This window comes from Brevundimonas sp. Marseille-Q4549, from assembly GCF_976940555.1.
Window position 1 is genome coordinate 338,388 of sequence record NZ_CDRHXG010000001.1, and the last position, 17,056, is coordinate 355,443.

The following is a 17,056-nucleotide window of genomic DNA, read 5'->3' on the forward strand; positions in this document are numbered from 1 at the left end:
TCATTCGATCACGTATCCCACGGGCCCCTTCCAGCCGGTAACGGAAGCCGTGCCGGGCGCCGGACTGCCGTACCTCTGGGTCAGTTGGCCGAAGAAGATGCTCTGGGCGTCGCTGGCGACCTGGAGCCCGTCGGCCGGGGTCTGGAGACGGCCCGGCGCGGTCGGCGACGCCAGATAGGCCTCGATGATGACCACCAGTTCGGTCTCGCCCGAGACATAGTCGCGCGACCGGAACAGGGCGCCCAGGATCGGCACATCGCCGGCGCCGGGCAGCTTGTCGATGTTCTGGCGCGTATTCTCGCTCAGCAGGCCCGCGATCATCAGCGAACCGCCCGACGGCAGCTCCACCGTGGTCGAGGTGCGCCGGACCGACAGGCCCGGAATGACCAGGGCCGAGTTCGCCGTGGCGTTCAGGGTGAACGCTCCCTGGTTCGTCAGTTCCGACACCTCGGTCGAAAGTTGCAGGGAGATACGGCCTTCGGACAGCACGATGGGACGGACCGCCAGACGAACGCCATAGGGCTTGAACTCCACCGTCACCTTGGTCGAGGTCGCGTCGCCGCTCTGCGACACGGGAACCGGGAACTCGCCGCCGGCCAGGAATTCGGCGTTCTCCCCGTTGACGGAGGTCAGGTTGGGCTCGGCCAAGGTCCGCACCAGACCCGCCCGTTCGAACGCACGCAGGCTGGTGGACAGGCTGTTGCCGCTTCCGCTGCGGTCCAGATAACGGAGGATGCCGCCGCCCAGTTGGCTGCCGTTGACGCCGAAGGTGCTGGACTGACCATAGCTGAGGCCATCGCCCACGGTGTTCAGGACGGCGCTGACGTCCAGGCCCAGTTGCTTCACCGCCGAGCGCTGCACCTCCATGATGCGCGCCTTGACGGTGACCTGGTCCGAGCCGACGACCGAGATCAGATTGACCACCTTCTCAGGAGCCGAGACGAAGGCGGAGGCGACGCGACGCGCCTGATCGGCCTGGGACGGGCTGGCCGCCGCGCCGGTCAGGATGATGCTGTCATTGACCGCTTCGGCGTGGATGCGGCCGCCGGGAACGACGCGGTTCAGCGTGTCCTGAAGGGCGCTGACGCCGGCGTCGACGCGGATGCGCAGGGTCAGGATGGTGCGACCGGCGGCGTCCAGGAAGACGGCGTCCGTCTCGCCCGGCGCGACGCCGATCACGGTGATGCGGCGCGGCGAGTGCAGCATGGCCTCGGCCACCTGCGGGTTAGACACGATCACGTCGCGCGCGTCGGCCGGCAGGTCCACGGCGAAGGAGGTGCCGCGCGGCAGATTGATCATCTGCGGCGCGGTTCCCATCGCCACGGCGGCGCGCGTCTGGGCCACGGAGGCCGGGGCCAGGGCGCCGGCCGTCAGAAGGGCGCAGGCGAGCACGGCGGTCTTTCGCATCATCGGGCGCATCATCGAGGTTCTCATGGCGTCACCACCACCTCAGGCGCGCCGCCGCGATAGATGCGGACCGATCGCGGCGCGGACACGTCGGCCGCGCGGCGACCGACCGATCCGGACGGCCCGCCGGTGTCGGCGTAGGAGCGCAGGGACAGGGACAGTTCGCCCTCGGACTTGGCCTTGGCCAGAAGTTCGGCGTCCTGGGGGCGAACCTCCAGGGTCGCGGTCGCCCCGACCACCGACTGGGCGTCGGGCCCCGCCCGCGTGGTCTGGTCGATGGCTAGGACCTTGATGTTCTGCATGACGACGTCCGAGGCATAGGCCTTCTTGGAGGTCCCGCCCTCGGCCGAGGGCGTATCCAGCTCGCGGGTCATGACCACGTCGACGCGGTCGCCCGGCAGGATGAAACCGCCGGCCGCCGATTCCACGGTGACGCCGATGGCCATGGCCCGCATGCCCGGCTCCAGATAGGCGGCCATATAGCCGCTGTCGCCGGCGCGGACGATCTTGCGCGGCAGGATCGGCTCGCCCGCCAGGATGCGTTCGCGCACGACCGAACCGATATAGTCGGACTTCACGCCCGGCCCGGCCAGGTCGGAAGCGGCGCGCGCCACCCGCTGCACGGCGGCGTCGGCCTTGGCGGCGGCGTCGGTCGGCTTGGCGTCCTTGGGCGGGGCGGTGTTGGAGCCGTCGGTGATGAAGCTGGGATCGACCTCGTCGACGGGCCAGTCCTTCCACTGAAGGTCCGCCTCGGTCAGGCGCTTGCCAGGCGTCAGGTCGGCGTTCGCCACCAGCACTCGGGTCATCGGCCGCACCTCGACGGGGGCGGCGGCGGCGGGCGCGGCGGGTTGATGCGACGACGAACCCATAGCCCTGACGACGAGGGCAAGGCCGATGGCCGATACGGCCGCGATGCAGATGACGACGATGCGGGCGGGCTTCATCCAGAGGTCTCCGGCAGGCGTGAAGACGCGGATGGGTTCCCCCGCACCCTGCCGTTAACAATCATGAGGCTTGAGAGTTAACGCTTCCTAAGCGGCCCGGAACGCCGGTCTGCGGGAGTCGACGACCGAGACGAAGACCTCTCAACGGCCGGCGATATAGGCGAGGACCACGCCGCTTTCGGGAAGAGCCATCAACGCACCGACGGCGATGGCGACGCCATAGGGAATATCGCCCCCGGGCTGCATCAGGCGGGCCACCCAGGCCTGGGACAGCGAAGGCGCGACCATCGGATAATAGGCCCGCGCGCTCATCAGCAGCAGGCAGAGCCCGCCGCCCGCCACGCCGGTCCACACCAGGAAGGGCAGGACGCCCGAGACCCCCATCCACAGGCAGCCGGCCGCCAGCAGCTTGGCGTCGCCGCCGCCGATCCAGTTCAGGGCGAACATCGCCATGCCGACCAGCAGGGCCGCCACGCCGACACCGACATGGACGGCGATGTCCATCGGCGCGACGCCCGCCAGAAGCGCGGCGGGGAGGAACACGCCGACGAGCGCCAAGGATATCCAATTCGGGATTTTCATCGTCGTCAGGTCGTTCAGACCGCCGACGATGACCAAGGCCGGAAACACGCCGAGCAAGATTAGCAGAAGAGCATCCATGATCTCGATCCTGCCTGACAGGACTTAAGTTTCGGTTTCCGACAAAGGAAAGGGGGCTGGCGCTTTCGCGCCAGCCCCCCCTTGTTGTTATTGGTCGCGCCTTACTTGGAGGCGGTGTCCAGGGTATTGGCGACCTTGGTGAAGGTCTGGCTGAGCTTGCCGCTCATGGTGCCCAGAACGGTGATCAGGGCGACGGCGATCAGGGCGGCGATCAGGCCGTATTCGATGGCGGTGGCGCCCGATTCGTCGTTGGCGAAACGCGAGATGAACTTGGTCATGGGTAATTCCTTTTCAAAAAAGTCTAGCGAGCTACTTTGGCGGGGGGAGCCGGTGGCCCGCTTGACCCCCAAACGCAGGATGACAATGCCACGCGCTCGTTAAGCCTGAGTCACGAGTCGTGGTTACGCACGAATTTACCAAAGAAAATTCTCATGGCGGCGCTTCAGCCTTTGTTGAGGAAATGTCGCGCATCATGCGTGCGTCCGCGCCCCTGCGCGCCCTTTTGAAGAGCCGCCGATGTCACGCCCTTCCGCCGCGCTGCTGGCCGCCGCCCTGATCGTCGCTCCCCTAGTCCTGACGCCGCCGACCGCCCAGGCGCGCAGCGGCGCCGAGAACGGCGCCCTGAACGTCGAAATCGACCGATCCGCGCGGATTCAGCTTCGCGGCGCCGCCGCGTCGGTCATCGTGGCCAATCCCCAGATCGCCGATGTCTCGGTCGTGGACGCCAACACCCTGTTCATCGTCGGCAAGGGGTACGGCGTGACCGAAGTCGTCGCCGTGGACGGCGTCGGCCGCACCCTGTTCCAGCGCGAAGTCGTCGTCACCGGCGGCTCGACCGGCTCGGTCCGCGTCTGGCGCGGCGCCCAGGCCACCGAAATGACGTGCGCGGCGTCCTGCGCGCCCAGCGTCCGCACCCTGCCCGCCAGCAGCGCCGCCGCCACGGCGCCGTAATCCCCGATGAAGGTCTGGCGTAAACCCGGTCGGCGCACGAGCCGCCTTCGCGAAGGCTCGGCGGCGGTCGAATTCGCCTTCGTCGCCCTGCCCTTCTTCGTCATGATTTTCGCCATGCTGGAGCTGGGCATGGCTTTCGTTGTGGATTCGATGCTGGAGAACGCCGCTATCGACACTAGCCGTCTGGTGCGCACCGGTCAGGCCTCCTCCGATAAGTTCGACGCCGTCAAGTTCAAGACCGCCTTCTGCGACCGGATGGGGATTTTCGGCTCCGACTGCATGACGCGCGCCACGGTCGATGTCCGCGTCATCCCGCAATTCGCAGGGCCTCCCCCGGCCGATCCGATCACCGACGGCGCCATGGATCCCAGCAAGGTTGGCTATGACGGCGGCGTTCCGGGCGACTTGGTGCTGGTGCGCGTCTGGTACGAGCAGCCGATGGTCACGCCTCTGCTGAGTCAGGCTGGTTCGCGCCTGAAGAACGGCGCCCTGCTGCTCAGCGCCACGACCGCCTTCCGCAACGAGCCGTGGAATGTCTAGGCGGGCGCTGGAAAGGCTGGGGCGCGATACGCGGGGCGGCGCGGCGGTGGAGTTCGCCTTTCTGGCGCCCCTGATGATCCTGCTCTATTTCGGCATGGTCGAATTCTGCCAAAGCTATATGGCGCTGAAGCGGACCGGACACGCCGCCGCCATGGTCGCGGATCTGGTGTCGCAGACCGACGCCACCACACCGGCCCAGATCGCGGACGTCTTCGCCATCGGCGACCTGATCATGAGCCCCTTCTCCACGGCCACGCTGAAACAGCGCGTCAGCAGCGTGACCCGCACCTCCAAGACGGCCTACAAGGTGGACTGGAGCCAGACCAAGGGCATGACGGAAAAGCTGCTGGCCGCCGACGCCGACATTCCCGACGACATGCTGGCCAACGGCGAATCGGTCATCATCGCCGAAACCTTCTACGACTACCGTTCGGCCTTCACCCAGGCCACGCCCGGCGTCTTCCACTTCAAGCGCAGGGCCTATCTTCGTCCCCGCACGGTCGAAGTCATTCCCTGCACCGGCTGCTGACCGACCAGGGCTTCGCGCATCGCCGAGATCTTGGCCTCGGTTTCCAGAAACTCGGCTTCGGGATCGCTATCGGCGACGACGCCCGCGCCGGCCAGGGTCCTGAACCGCCAACGGCCGCCGACGCGCTCGAATCCGGCGGTGCGGATCAGGACCGAGGCGGTCAGGCCGCCGTCCGCCTCGATCAGGAACAGGGCCCCGCACCACGGGCCTCGCGGCGGCTCGTGAGCGGCGATCACCTTCATCGCCTGATGTTTGGGCGCCCCGGTGATCGAGCCGGGCGGGAAGGTCGCCTCCAGCAGGTCCGCAGCGCCCACGCCCACCCCCGCCGCGCCCGTCACTGTCGAGACCAGATGGTGGACGGTGGGATGGCTCTCGACCCCGAACAGTTGCTCGACCCGGACCGAACCCGGCGTGCAGACCCGCGACAGGTCGTTGCGCATCAGGTCGACGATCATCAGGTTCTCCGCCCGGTCCTTGGCGCTGGCGACCAGGTCGGCGGCCAGGGCGGCGTCATCATCCGGGTCGGCGGCGCGGGCGCGCGTCCCCTTGATCGGCCGGGTCGCGACCCGGCGCGTCCGGGCGTCGAAGGCCAGGAACAGTTCGGGCGAGTTCGACACCAAGGCCCGGTCGCCCAGCCGCCAATAGGCGCCGAACGGCGCGGCGCGTCGCGTCTGCAGGCGCAGGAAGACGTCCAAGGGTCGGCCTTCCGGCGTCAGGACGCCCGACCAGGCGCGGGCGACATTGGCCTGAAACAGCTCGCCCGCGCCGATCCGCGCGACGACATCAGTGACGGCGTCGAGATAGGCCTGCGGCGACGCCTCAGCCTGGAAGGTCTCGGCCGGCGCCGGGGGCGTATGCAGCGGCGTCGCCTGATGGAGCCAGGCCAGGGCCCGTCGCGCGGCGGCCTGGGCCGCCTGCGGGGTTTCGCCCCGGCCCACGGCGCGAACCTGCCGATCATGATGGTCGAAGGTCAGCAGGGCCGGATAGCGGGCCAGCATCAGGTCCGGCCACACCCTCTCGCGCGGGCCCGTCGCCGCCCGCGCCCCGGCGTCATAGGCGGCCAGACCCACCGTGCCCGGTCCGAACGCATCGTTCCGAAGGGCGGCGAAGGACGCGGTGCCCTCGACCACCCCCATCCAGCGTCGATCCGGCTCGGCCCCGATATGCGACCAGCGGCCGCCCGGTCCGCCGTCCGACAACAGGATCAGAACGCCGTCGTCGTCGTCCAGTCCGGCCGCGACCCGAACCGGCTCCGTCCACGGCGCCGACAGGACGACGACCTGGGCCAGAGTCGCGCTCAAGCCGACAACCGGGCCACGATCCGATCGCGCAACGCCCGGTCGACCCCCAGTGCTTCTTCCAGATAGGCGTCGATGGAGCCGAAATCCGTCCGGATCGCGTCGAAGGCGGCCTCCAGATACACGGGCTCCACGCCCAGAAAAGCGACCACGGCGTCCTCCGACGCGACACGGCCGCTCATGGCGTGCAGCTGTTTGGCGATGGCCGGCGCCCGGCCCGCCAGATCGACCGCCGTATTGGTCAGCAGATAGTCCGCGACCAGATCGTCATGCGCCACACCCAGCAGGTGATGCGTCAGGGCCGCCACCACGCCCGTCCGGTCCTTGCCCGCCGCGCAATGGATCAGCACGGCGCCTTCGGCCTCGCCCAGGGCGCGGAAATATCGGGCGAAGACGTCCAGGTGGGCCGCATCGAACGGCAGGGCGCGATAGGTCCGGGTCATGAACCGACGGCCGGATTCCGGCGTCAGATCCTGGGTCTTCAGAAAGGTGATATGCGGCGCCTCCATCCCGTCGTCGATCCCGCCCTCGATGACCTGGCCGGCGAAACCGTCATACCGGCGCGAAGGCTGCTCCCGCCGTTCTCCCGGCCGGCGCAGATCGACGATGGTACGGACGTCCAGGGCCTTCAACCGCGCCAGATCGGCGTCGGTCGCGCGCGCATGGCGGGCCGAACGCAACAGGCGGCCGGGGTGGATGCGCCGCCCGGCCGCCGTGTCGTAGTCGCCGTAGTCGCGAAAATTATCGATACGCTCGAAGCTGTGGAGACGGCTGGTCATCCGCGCTCCTTACCGCGTCGGCAACAGCGCCGCCATCGCGTCGAGGTATTCCACAAAGGCGGTTCGACCCGCCTCGGTCAATCGCGCCTGGGTCAGGGGTTTTCGACCGTTGAAACTCTTCTCCACGGCGACCAGGCCGGCCTCTTCCAGCTTGCGCAGATGGACGGACAGATTGCCGTCCGTGGTCTGCAGCCGGGTCTTCAGGGTGTTGAAGTCGGCCGTGTCCGCGCCGGACAGAAAGGCCATGATCCCCAGGCGGATGCGGCCGTGAATGACGTCGTCGATGCGGCCGATGTCGAAATCGTCGGCCATGGTCAGACGATCTCCGACGGTTCCTGCCGCATCAGGATCAGGCCGGGAACCAGGGCGACCGCGACCAGGACCGCCGTGAAGACCGGAAAGATCAGGGCATCGGTCACGAACCAGGCCACGACGACCGCACCGGCGTAGGAAGCCAGGGCCGTCAGGGACATCCAGCGCGTCCGGGTCATGGCCGCGCCGATCATCCAGGCCGAGCCATAGGCGACCAGGACCGCCGTCGGCATGACCGCCATCCATGACCAGTTCCCTGTCTTCACCGACAAGGCGACCAGGGCCAGCCAGGTGACGAAGATGCCGTAACCGACCGCTTCCCAGGCCGCGCCTACGGACCGGTTGCTGGCCGAATGAAAGCCTGGCTTGGTCTTCATCCGTCCGATCAGCACCGTCAGCACGCTGGCGAAGATCACGCCCGAGGCGACCCACAGCCACAGCTGCGCCCACGGATTGACGTTGATCACGCCGGCCTGGATGGCCCACTGGCCCAGGCTGGCCGAACCGAACACGACGCCGGCCGTCACCAGGATCGGTCCCGCCAGCAGCGGCGCGTTTCGGCCCTCGTGCGCCAGACCGCGCAGATAGGCGATGTCGTCTTGAACGGCTTGAGTGTCGCGGGCCATGAGGCTCCCTCCGAGTGTCGATGGGGCACCCTCGCGCATAAACTTTATGATGTAAAGTTCTTTTTTATCCCCATGCCCGACATGGAAAAGGGCGCCGCCAAGGCGCCGCCCCTGTCCGAAGGCTCGTTCGATCCGCGCCCTAGCGGCGACGGCGTCGACCGTAGCCGCCCTGATCCATCTTGCGATCGGCCACCATGCTGGCGACGATGGCCGCCAGGGCTGGATTGCGCAGCAGAAGGAAGGCCGCGCCCAGCCCGCCGACCGCACCGATGATCGGCCGCTCACGCACCAGATGCAGCAGTTTGCCGACCAGGCCGTCTGGCGCATCCTCCTCATCGTCCTCGTCCTGGCTGTCGCCTTTCAGGAACACCAGGGCGACGATCAGGGCGATCAGGGCGAAGGCGCCGAAGGTGATCGCGGCGGCGCCCAGCGGCGTCAGCACCAGGCTCAGGCCGTAGAAGGCGCTGAGACCCAAAAAGATCACGGCCAGGAAGACGCTGGCGGCGACGACGGCCGTCGCCACCAGGCGTTTGACGATGCCCTTGAACATCAGCGGCGGCGACCGGCCAGCAGCAGGCCCAGCACCATGCCGACGCCCAGCGCGATGGCGGTCGATTGCAGCGGACGCTCCTGCACCCGCTCGACGACATAGCGTTGCGCCTCGTCCAGACGTTCGGCGGCGTCGTCGTAATATTCACGGCCACGCTCGCGCGCGGTCTCGTAATAGCCGCGCGCCTGTTCGCGCACTTCGTCGCCCTTGGCGCGCAGACGGGCTTCGGCCTCGGCGGCCTTTTCGCGCAGGCGCTGGGTTTCTTCGCGGGCGCCGGTCTTCAGATCCTCCTTGAGGGTCTTCAGGTCGGCCTTGATGTCTTCTCGTGCCTTGGTGGTGGCCATGGTGCGCGCTCCGGGGTTTCAAGCTTTGCGATAGAATAGGGTTCCCCGGTCAGCAACGCCACACCCTGAGTGGGGTTCCGTTCGTCGAACATGCGCCGCCCCTCGTCAGGCCGATTTCGGCGGGCTAGTTTCCGCATCATGACCCAATGGCTGTTTGCGCCCCCGGCGACCCCGTCCCTGCCCATCGTCGGCGACGACCGACGCTTTCCCGTCCGCCGCATCCTGTGCGTGGGCCAGAACTACGCCGCCCATGCGCGCGAGATGGGCTCCGACCCCGACAAGCAGACGCCCTTCTTCTTCTCCAAGCCCGGCGACGCCCTGGTGAGCGATGGCCGCAACCCCGCCTATCCTTCGGCGACCGAGAATCTGCACTACGAGGCTGAACTGGTCGCGGCCATCGGCGAGGGCGGCGTCATCGTCGGCTGGGCGGCGGGGTGCGACCTGACGCGACGCGATCTCCAGGCCGAGGCCAAGAAGACCGGCAGGCCCTGGGACGCCGCCAAGGGGTTCGACCAGTCGGCGCCCTGCGGCCCCCTGACCCTGGGCGAACTGCCGGCGCCGGCGGGGACCATCGGCCTGACCCTGAACGGGGTGACGAAACAGTCGGGGACGCTGGACGACATGATCCTGAACCCCCGGCGGATCGTCGAGGCGGCGGCGCAGCTCTGGACGCTTCAACCCGGCGATCTGATCTTCACCGGCACCCCGTCCGGCGTCGGGCCGGTCGTGCGCGGCGACCGGATCGTGGTGACGATCGAAGGCCTGACGCCCCTGTCGTTCGAGGTGGCGTGATGATTCTGCACGGCTATTGGCGCTCGGGCGCCAGCTATCGGGTCCGTATCGCCCTGAACCTGAAGGGCCTAGGCTACGATCTGGCCGCCCACGATCTGAGGAAGGGCGCGCAGAAGGCGGCGGACTATGTGGCGCTGAACCCCCAGGGCATGGTTCCCGCGCTTCAGGTCGGCGACGACGTGCTGATCCAGAGCCCCGCCATCCTGGAATGGCTGGAAGAGACCTATCCCGAGCCGCCCCTGCTGCCCGGGACCGCCGCCGATCGCGCCCATGTGCGGGCCATGGCCGCCGTCGTCGGCTGCGACATTCATCCGCTGAACAATCTGCGGGTGCTGGGCGCCCTCCGAAAGGATTTCGACGCCGATCAGGCCGTCATCGACGCCTGGGCCGCGCGCTGGATCGCCGCGGGCTTCGACGCCCTGGAGGCGCTGGTCGCGCGCGACGGCGGGGACTTCTGCTTCGGTGACGCCCCGACGCTGGCGGACTGCTATTTGATTCCTCAGCTTTATTCGGCGCGACGGTTCAACGTCGACACCACCGCCTGGCCCAGCCTGACCGCCATCGAGACCCACGCCCTGGCCCAGCCCGCCTTCGCCGCCGCCCATCCCGACCGTCAGCCCGACGCCGACGCCTGACGCATATCGGCGGTGGATAAGTAGGGTTCGCTTAAGGTCTCGCTCAGCGTCCCTTAAGCATTGCGCGCGCATGGTCGGCCCGTGCCGTATTCCCCCGCCACACCTTCGGCGTCATCGCCCACCCATCGCCTGGCCCTGGCCGTGGTGACGCAGCCCGAGCGCGCGCCCAATCCCTTCATGGCCGCGCCGTCCGGCGCGCGCGAGGAGGCGATGCGCTTCCTGCTGCAGACCGGAGCCGACGCCGGGGTTCGCCTGATCGCCACCCGACCTGAAGGCGACGGCGAACGTCTGCTGGGCCAGGCCTGGCCCTTCCCCTCCCCCTTCCAGGTCACGGTCCGCACCGTGCCGCTGAGCGAGGGGCTGGACCGGATCGAGGCGCGGGCGCGCCGCTCTCTGGAACGGATGGGTCTGCCGCGCGGCGAAGTGCTGTTGGTGTCCAACGCCGCCGAACTGGCCGGCGCCGAGGGCCGCGCCCTGTGGGACCGGCTGCGCAGCCTCAAGGACAAGGGCCTGTTCCGCGCCATCGGCTTTTGCGCCACCGTCGAGGACGGCCCGGCGCTTCTGGCCCGGCGACTGGAGGCCGACGTGGTCCAGGTGCCGTGCAGCCTTCTGGATCAGCGCGCGGCCCAGGACGGCGTGCTGGAGGCCATCGCCGAGGCCGGCGCCGCCGTTCACCTGTCGTCGGTCTTCGCCGGCGGCGTCCTGTTTGCGGGGGGCGACGAGTTGCCGCCCGAACTGGCGGCGCACGCCCAGTCGCTGTCGCGCACACGTCGCCGCCTGGCCGAACAGCGCTGCGACCCGATGCAGGCGGCCCTGGGATACGCCCTGTCGCTGAAGGGCGTGGACAAGGTGGTGGCCAGCGTCGCCTCGGCCGCCGAACTGCGCGCCATCCTGGCCGCCGCCCATGCGCCCTGCCCGAACCTGGACTGGGCTTCCCTGGCGCTGGAGGCGCCGGCGGCCCTGACCGCCGACGCCCGCGCCCGGATCAGTAGCGCAGCCTGATCCCGACGTAGCCGGACCGACCGGGCTCGCCGTAGCCGAACACCTGCTGATAGTGTTCGTCGGCCAGATTCTCGATCCGCGCCGTCAGCGTGACCTGATCGGTCAGTTGATAGGCCGCGTTCAGGTTCGCCGTGACGAAACCCTTGCGCACCACGGTCGAGAAGCCGCCGGAATCGTCCTGGTCCCCCTCGGCCCGCACCGTCAGCGCGCCCGACACCCGGTCGCCCGTCCAGCCCAGGGTCGCCGAACCGGCGTGTTCCGGCACGCGCAGCAGGCGGGCGCCCGTCGTGCGATCCTTGGCGTCGGTCCAGGCATAGGCCAGCGTCAGGTCGAATCCGCCGCCCAGCAGGGCGCGGCCTTCCAGCTCGAACCCGTCCGAACGGGTCTTGGCCACATTGATGTAGCGACCGGCCGAATAGGTGATCTGGTCCTCGACGTTCAGGCGATACAGGGTCGCGCGACCGTCGAACCGGCCGTCGGCCGAGGCCCAGCCCAGGGCGACCTCGACGCTGTCGGCCGTTTCCGGCTTCAGCTCGGGCCAGGGCAGCGGCGCATAGCAATAGTCGCACACCGCCTGGCTGACGGTCGGCGCCTTGAAGCCCGTGCCATAGGCGCCCGACAGGATGAAGCCGCCGGCCAGGTCATAGGCCGCCGACACCCGCCCCGTCGTCTTGGAGCCGAAGTCGTCGGTGTCGTCGTAACGCAGGCCGCCGCTCAGGTTCAGCGCGCCGACGTCGTAATGGGCCACGCCGAAGACCGAGGTGATCGACAGATCGCGCGACCGGCCCGACGACAGATGGGCCGAGGCTTCGTTGCGCTCGACGCCGAAGGCGTAGTCGACGTCCTGGGCCTTGCCGTCCGCCTGCCAGCGATAGGCCTGACGGTCGCCGCTGAAGGTCGAGCCGAAGCCGCCGCTGTAGGATGAGCGGTCCAGGTCCGACGCCGAGACGCTGAACTGATGGTTCAGGCCGAACGCCTGGGCCGTCACCCGGCCGAAGCCCGACCACTGCTCGCTGTTCTGGGTGTCGCTGGTGTCGGCCAGGGCGTAGGTCGGCGCCGGGAAGCCGTCGATGTCGGCCTTGGACTTGTTCCAGCGCACGGCGCCGTCGACCTTGACCGCGTCCGACAGGACGTAACGGCCCTTGGCGCCCAGGGTGGTGCTGCGGAAGCCGTCGGCCTCGGGGTTGCCGTTCGCCTTGTCCGCCGCCGAAATCCCGTCGGTCTGGAAGCGCGAGGCATAGGCGCTGAAGGCGTAGGTGTCGTTGGCCACTCCGGCCGACACCCGGCCGCGCACGGTCGAGAAGCTGCCGGCCTCGGCCTCGGCGCGCAGGCCGTCGATCTCCCGGGTGGTGAACGAAATCACGCCGCCGATGGCGTCCGAGCCCCACAGCGACGACTGCGGCCCGCTGAGGATTTCGATGCGCTCGACATCCGCCAGTTCGAAGCTGGAGAAATCATAGGCGCCGTTGGGCTCGGCCGCGTCGTTGACCGGCGCGCCGTCGACCAGAACCAGGGTCTTGCCCGGCCCCGCGCCGCGCATCCGCACCTGGGTCACGCCGCCGAAGGCGCCGGTGCGCGTCACCGAAAGGCCGGGCACGTCGGCCAGGATGTCGGCGGCGAAGATCGCGCCGCGCTGTTCGATCGTCTTGCCGTCGATGACGCGGGCGCCGGGCGTGTCGGCGATGATGGCCGGGATGCGGGTGGCGGTGACGATCACCTCGTCCAGCTGGGTCGCGTCCTCGGCGAAGGCCGGCGCGGCGAAGGCGGCGGCGATGGCCGCCGTCGAGAGAAGAATGGAACGCTTCATTGAGCGGTATCCCCGTTTCCGGTCCCGCGAATGCGCGCGAGAGACCGTCATGAGCGAACCGACCCGCCAGACGAAAATCTGGGCGGCGCAAGGTCGGGTCGCTGCGACGAGAAGAGTCCCCGCGCCCCTGCCTGGTCCCGGACAGCGACGAGCGACGTTGGCGGCCAGGTCTCCTGGCTTGCGGGTCGTAAACCGCCGTCCTCGCCTTCCCAGTCGCCCAGTGGCGCCGAGGTCGTCTGACCCCGGACGGACGACGCTCTCGCCGCCTACAGTTGCGGGCACAGCCACGGCGTCACACCGTGTTCCCTAAACCGCCTGACGCGGCCTATCGCAGGGCTATACGCAACAGACAAGAGCCTTGCCATATCAAGGCGCCCAGCTTGGCGCGCCTGTGTCCTGAGGGCGACGGCGGCCTTGAGCGATCAAGGCGGTCTGCAAGGGTTCGATACGACCGATCACACGCAGATACAGCAGCGTCGAGCCGATCTGGATCACCATGGCGACGAGGGAAATCAGATCGTGGACCATGACCTGTCCAGCCGTCGTCGCCGAGCGCTCCAACGCCGATCCGATCATGGCTCCAAAGCCCGCAGCCAGATGCGCGCCCCACCACCACCGCAGAAGGGTTGGATCCTTGAGACCCTTCCAACGATCGGGCTCGATCGCCGAACGCCAGACCTCGCTGATGACGGCATAGGGTTTGAACAGGCAGGCGAAGGGGATGAACCACCACCAGATCGCCCATTTCGGCGTGTTCTCCAGACCGCGTGCGAACACATGAGCGTTACGGGTCGACCGATAGCTCCACTTCAGGGCCAGAAAGCCGGCGACCAGTCCCACGGGGATAAGCACAAGCCCCGACCACATTAGGACCAGATCGGCGAGGCCCGAACCCTCGAAGGCATAAAAGGGAGTCACGTAGTCATCGGGCGAAAGCTGGGACGCCGCCAAGGCGTGCAGCCCGTAACCGATGGCGCAGAGCACGACGAATACGAGGTCCACAATGAGCGTGATCCGCAGGGCCACGGTCAGCTTTCGGATCGGACGAGGTTCGGCCGCCTGCAGGCCCATATTCGCTCCAGAGTTGCCTCTTCGCACTTACAGACGACCTCACAGTCAAGCCAGCAAATTGCTTGAGCCTTGAGACGGCTTCCGTCACTTTCCGCGCCACATGAACGCCCCCGTCTCTCACCCGCCCGAAATCGCCGCCGCCATCGAGGGCGCGACGCCGTTCATGGCGCAGTATCTGACGGCCAAGGCGGGTCAGCCGGACGCCATCCTGTTCTTCCGCATGGGCGATTTCTACGAGCTGTTCTTCAGGGACGCCGAGGTCGCGGCGGCGGCGCTCGGCATCACCCTGACCAAGCGCGGCAAGCATCAGGGCGAGGACATTCCCATGGCCGGCGTGCCGGTCCATGCGATGGAGGGCTATCTCGCTCGCCTGATCCGCATCGGCCACAAGGTCGCCATCTGCGAACAGCTGGAAGACCCGGCGGAGGCCAAGAAGCGCGGCGGCAAGGCCGTGGTGCATCGCGGGGTGGTGCGGGTCGTGACGCCCGGCACCCTGACCGAAGACAGCCTGCTGGACGCGCGCGGCGCCAACCGTCTGGCGGCGGTCGCGATGCGTAAAGGTCGGGCCGCCGTCGCCGTGGTCGAACTGTCGTCCGGCGCGGTCGACAGCGTCGCCTGCTCTATCGAAGACCTGGGCGCGGCCCTGGCCGCCTTCCGCCCGTCCGAAGTCCTCGTCACCGACCGGATGTATTCCGACGAGACTACCCGCGACGCCCTGGACGGCTCGGGCGGCGTGGTCCAGGCCCTGGCCTCGGCCATCGCCGAACCCCAGGCGGCGCGCGCCCGCGTCGAACGGCTGTACGGCGTCTCGGCGCTCGACGGTTACGGCGCCTTCGAGGAGGCCGAGGTCTCGGCCCTGGGTCTGATCGCCGCCTATCTGGAGACGACCCAGGCCGGCAAGGTCCCTGCCCTCGCCCCGCCCCGCCGTCTGGGCGAAAGCGGCTTTCTGGCCATCGACCCGGCGACCCGCGCCAGCCTCGAGATCGACCGCACCCAGCGCGGCGAGCGCGAGGGCAGCCTGCTGGCCTGCATCGACCGCACCGTCACCTCGGGCGGCGCCCGCGCCCTGGCCGAACGCATCGCGCGCCCCTTGCGCGATCCCCTGGCCATCAACGAACAGCTCGACGCCGTCGAATGGCTCTTGGAGCGCCGCGACCTGCGCCGCGACCTGCGCGACGCGCTGAAAGCCTCATCCGACATCGCCCGCGCCGTCGGACGATTGGCGCTGGGTCGAGGCGGCCCGCGCGATCTGGCCGCCGTGCGCACTGGCCTGTCGATCGCCGAGGGCGTCGCCGGCCTGTTCGTGGGCCAGGTCGATCCCCTGACCGGCCAGCCGCGGCGCATCGCCTCGGCGCTGGACCGCCTGACCCTGTCCCCCGACGTCTCGCGGCTGAAGGCCGACCTGATCGCCGGCCTTGTAGACGAGCCGTCCCATCTGGCGCGCGACGGCGGCTATGTGCGTCCCGACTATCGACCCGAACTGGACGCCGCCCGCACCCTGCGCGACGACAGCCGCCGCGTCGTCGCCGATCTGGAAGCTCGCGCCGTCGCCGAGTCCGGCGTGCCGTTCAAGATCAAGCACAACGCCGTCCTGGGCTATTTCCTCGAAACCAGCGCCAAGGCGGCCGAAGGCCTGCTGCGCGCCGGTCCCGACAGCCCCTTCATCCATCGCCAGACCCTGGCTGCCCAAGTCCGCTTCACCACCGTCGAACTGTCGGAGTTGGACGCCAAGATCAGTCAGGCCGGCCACCGGGCTCTCGCCATCGAGGGCGAGACCTTCGAGGGCTGGCGACGCGAGGTCGCCCGCCTGGCCCAGCCGCTGCAGGCCGTCGCCGAGGCGCTCGCCGAACTGGACGCCCACGCCGCCCTCGCCGAATGGGCCCAGGAAGTCGGCGCGACCCGCCCGATCGTGGACGACACCCTGACCTTCTGCGTCGAGGCCGGCCGCCACCCGGTGGTCGAGGCGGCGGTCAAGGCGGGCGGCGATCCCTACACCCCCAACAACGCCCGGCTGGACGGGTCGGGCCAGGACGGCTCACGCCTGGCCATCGTCACCGGCCCGAACATGGCCGGTAAGTCGACCTTCCTGCGCCAGAACGCCCTGCTGGTGATCCTGGCCCAGGCCGGCGCCTTCGTGCCTGCCCGCGCGATGCGGCTGGGCGTGGTGGACCGGCTGTTCAGCCGCGTCGGCGCCGGCGACGACCTGGCCCGCGGCCGCTCCACCTTCATGATGGAGATGGTCGAGACCGCCGCCATCCTGACCCAGGCCACGCCGCAGAGTTTCGTCGTTCTGGACGAGATCGGGCGCGGCACCGCCACTTACGACGGTCTGGCCATCGCCTGGGCCACGGCCGAGGCCCTGCACGAGACCAACCGGGCACGCACCCTGTTCGCCACCCACTATCACGAGCTGGCCCAGCTGGAGACGCGGCTGGATCACGTCTGCAACCTGTCCATGGTCGCGCGCGAGTGGAACGGCGAACTGGTCTTCCTGCACGAGGCGGCGCCCGGCGCGGCCGACCGATCCTACGGCGTCCAGGTCGCCAAACTGGCCGGCGTTCCCGCCTCCGTCGTCGCCCGCGCCCGCTCGGTGCTGAACCGGCTGGAAGGCGAAAAGGCCGCCGCCGCCCGTCTGGACGACCTGCCCCTGTTCGCCGTCGCCGAGCCGGAGCCGGTGCGCGGCCCGTCGCCGCTGGAACTGGCGTTCCGTGACGTCGATCCCGACGACCTGACCCCGCGCGAAGCGCTGGAGGCGCTCTATCGGCTCAAGGGTCTGGCCTGATGTGAAGAAGGCCCGGACGTCGCCGTC

The 17,056-nt window shown here is 68.9% G+C and carries 19 protein-coding genes and 1 riboswitch; of the genes, 7 read left to right on the top strand and 12 right to left on the bottom strand.

What is annotated here, in order from left to right; translation table 11 throughout:
* From ACWPV3_RS01810 to ACWPV3_RS01825, 4 genes are all read right to left on the bottom strand, one after another.
* Positions 1-1,410: a type II and III secretion system protein family protein gene (locus tag ACWPV3_RS01810; protein WP_453976608.1), complete on the bottom strand. Its 1,410-nt coding sequence runs from the start codon at positions 1,408-1,410 to the stop codon at positions 1-3.
* Between the two features lie 20 nt (positions 1,411-1,430).
* Positions 1,431-2,351 carry a Flp pilus assembly protein CpaB gene (gene cpaB, locus ACWPV3_RS01815; RefSeq protein WP_453976609.1) on the bottom strand — a complete coding sequence of 307 codons (921 nt, stop codon included), beginning with the start codon at positions 2,349-2,351 and terminating at the stop codon, positions 1,431-1,433.
* Positions 2,352-2,492: 141 nt separating this feature from the next.
* Positions 2,493-3,011 (bottom strand): A24 family peptidase, encoded by a 519-nt coding sequence (locus ACWPV3_RS01820; protein WP_453976610.1) that lies wholly within the window; start codon positions 3,009-3,011, stop codon positions 2,493-2,495.
* A gap of 101 nt (positions 3,012-3,112) precedes the next feature.
* A complete protein-coding gene (locus ACWPV3_RS01825; protein ID WP_453976611.1) occupies positions 3,113-3,289 on the bottom strand; it encodes a Flp family type IVb pilin in 177 nt (58 codons plus the stop codon).
* 238 nt (positions 3,290-3,527) lie between these two features.
* On the opposite strand from ACWPV3_RS01825, the gene ACWPV3_RS01830 reads away from it, so the two are divergent.
* From ACWPV3_RS01830 to ACWPV3_RS01840, 3 genes are read left to right on the top strand one after another with little or no spacing between them, the layout of a single operon-like run.
* Positions 3,528-3,962, top strand: a complete 435-nt coding sequence (locus ACWPV3_RS01830; RefSeq protein WP_453976612.1) for a pilus assembly protein N-terminal domain-containing protein — start codon at positions 3,528-3,530, stop codon at positions 3,960-3,962.
* Between the two features lie 6 nt (positions 3,963-3,968).
* Positions 3,969-4,502 (top strand): TadE/TadG family type IV pilus assembly protein, encoded by a 534-nt coding sequence (locus tag ACWPV3_RS01835; RefSeq protein ID WP_453976613.1) that lies wholly within the window; start codon positions 3,969-3,971, stop codon positions 4,500-4,502.
* Positions 4,495-5,031 carry a TadE/TadG family type IV pilus assembly protein gene (locus ACWPV3_RS01840; RefSeq protein WP_453976614.1) on the top strand — a complete coding sequence of 179 codons (537 nt, stop codon included), beginning with the start codon at positions 4,495-4,497 and terminating at the stop codon, positions 5,029-5,031. The genes ACWPV3_RS01835 and ACWPV3_RS01840 overlap by 8 nt, the downstream gene beginning before the upstream one ends.
* Here ACWPV3_RS01840 and ACWPV3_RS01845 read toward each other — a convergent pair.
* From ACWPV3_RS01845 to ACWPV3_RS01870, 6 genes are all read right to left on the bottom strand, one after another.
* Complete coding sequence (locus ACWPV3_RS01845) at positions 4,983-6,332, bottom strand: chorismate-binding protein (protein WP_453976615.1); 1,350 nt, start codon at positions 6,330-6,332, stop codon at positions 4,983-4,985. The genes ACWPV3_RS01840 and ACWPV3_RS01845 overlap by 49 nt on opposite strands.
* Positions 6,329-7,108 carry a tyrosine-protein phosphatase gene (locus ACWPV3_RS01850; RefSeq protein WP_453976616.1) on the bottom strand — a complete coding sequence of 260 codons (780 nt, stop codon included), beginning with the start codon at positions 7,106-7,108 and terminating at the stop codon, positions 6,329-6,331. The genes ACWPV3_RS01845 and ACWPV3_RS01850 overlap by 4 nt, the downstream gene beginning before the upstream one ends.
* Before the next feature lie 9 nt (positions 7,109-7,117).
* Positions 7,118-7,420 (bottom strand): winged helix-turn-helix domain-containing protein, encoded by a 303-nt coding sequence (locus ACWPV3_RS01855; RefSeq protein ID WP_292177835.1) that lies wholly within the window; start codon positions 7,418-7,420, stop codon positions 7,118-7,120.
* 2 nt (positions 7,421-7,422) lie between these two features.
* Positions 7,423-8,046, bottom strand: coding sequence for a hypothetical protein (locus ACWPV3_RS01860; RefSeq protein ID WP_453976617.1), 624 nt, complete (start codon positions 8,044-8,046; stop codon positions 7,423-7,425).
* 139 nt (positions 8,047-8,185) lie between these two features.
* Positions 8,186-8,596, bottom strand: a complete 411-nt coding sequence (locus ACWPV3_RS01865; protein WP_292088755.1) for a hypothetical protein — start codon at positions 8,594-8,596, stop codon at positions 8,186-8,188.
* The gene (locus ACWPV3_RS01870) at positions 8,596-8,940 is read right to left on the bottom strand and encodes a DUF883 family protein (RefSeq protein ID WP_292177829.1); all 345 of its coding nucleotides are present in this window, start codon (positions 8,938-8,940) and stop codon (positions 8,596-8,598) included. Before ACWPV3_RS01870 ends, ACWPV3_RS01865 begins: the two co-directional genes overlap by 1 nt.
* A gap of 138 nt (positions 8,941-9,078) precedes the next feature.
* Here ACWPV3_RS01870 and ACWPV3_RS01875 point away from each other — a divergent pair, with 138 nt between their 5' ends.
* From ACWPV3_RS01875 to ACWPV3_RS01885, 3 genes are all read left to right on the top strand, one after another.
* Complete coding sequence (locus ACWPV3_RS01875) at positions 9,079-9,732, top strand: fumarylacetoacetate hydrolase family protein (RefSeq protein ID WP_313452437.1); 654 nt, start codon at positions 9,079-9,081, stop codon at positions 9,730-9,732.
* Complete coding sequence (maiA, locus tag ACWPV3_RS01880; RefSeq protein WP_453978485.1) at positions 9,732-10,367, top strand: maleylacetoacetate isomerase; 636 nt, start codon at positions 9,732-9,734, stop codon at positions 10,365-10,367. Before ACWPV3_RS01875 ends, maiA begins: the two co-directional genes overlap by 1 nt.
* A gap of 81 nt (positions 10,368-10,448) precedes the next feature.
* Positions 10,449-11,369 carry an aldo/keto reductase gene (locus ACWPV3_RS01885; protein ID WP_312733637.1) on the top strand — a complete coding sequence of 307 codons (921 nt, stop codon included), beginning with the start codon at positions 10,449-10,451 and terminating at the stop codon, positions 11,367-11,369.
* Here the strand turns inward: ACWPV3_RS01885 and ACWPV3_RS01890 are convergent.
* Positions 11,353-13,176, bottom strand: a complete 1,824-nt coding sequence (locus ACWPV3_RS01890) for a TonB-dependent receptor plug domain-containing protein (protein WP_453976618.1) — start codon at positions 13,174-13,176, stop codon at positions 11,353-11,355. The genes ACWPV3_RS01885 and ACWPV3_RS01890 overlap by 17 nt on opposite strands.
* Before the next feature lie 146 nt (positions 13,177-13,322).
* Positions 13,323-13,541: riboswitch (cobalamin riboswitch) on the bottom strand.
* A 1-nt stretch (position 13,542) separates the two neighbouring features.
* Positions 13,543-14,247 carry a DUF4328 domain-containing protein gene (locus tag ACWPV3_RS01895; protein WP_453976619.1) on the bottom strand — a complete coding sequence of 235 codons (705 nt, stop codon included), beginning with the start codon at positions 14,245-14,247 and terminating at the stop codon, positions 13,543-13,545.
* Positions 14,248-14,347: 100 nt separating this feature from the next.
* Between ACWPV3_RS01895 and mutS the strand changes: the two genes are divergently transcribed.
* Positions 14,348-17,029, top strand: a complete 2,682-nt coding sequence (gene mutS, locus ACWPV3_RS01900; RefSeq protein WP_453976620.1) for a DNA mismatch repair protein MutS — start codon at positions 14,348-14,350, stop codon at positions 17,027-17,029.
* Positions 17,030-17,056: the final 27 nt, after the last annotated feature.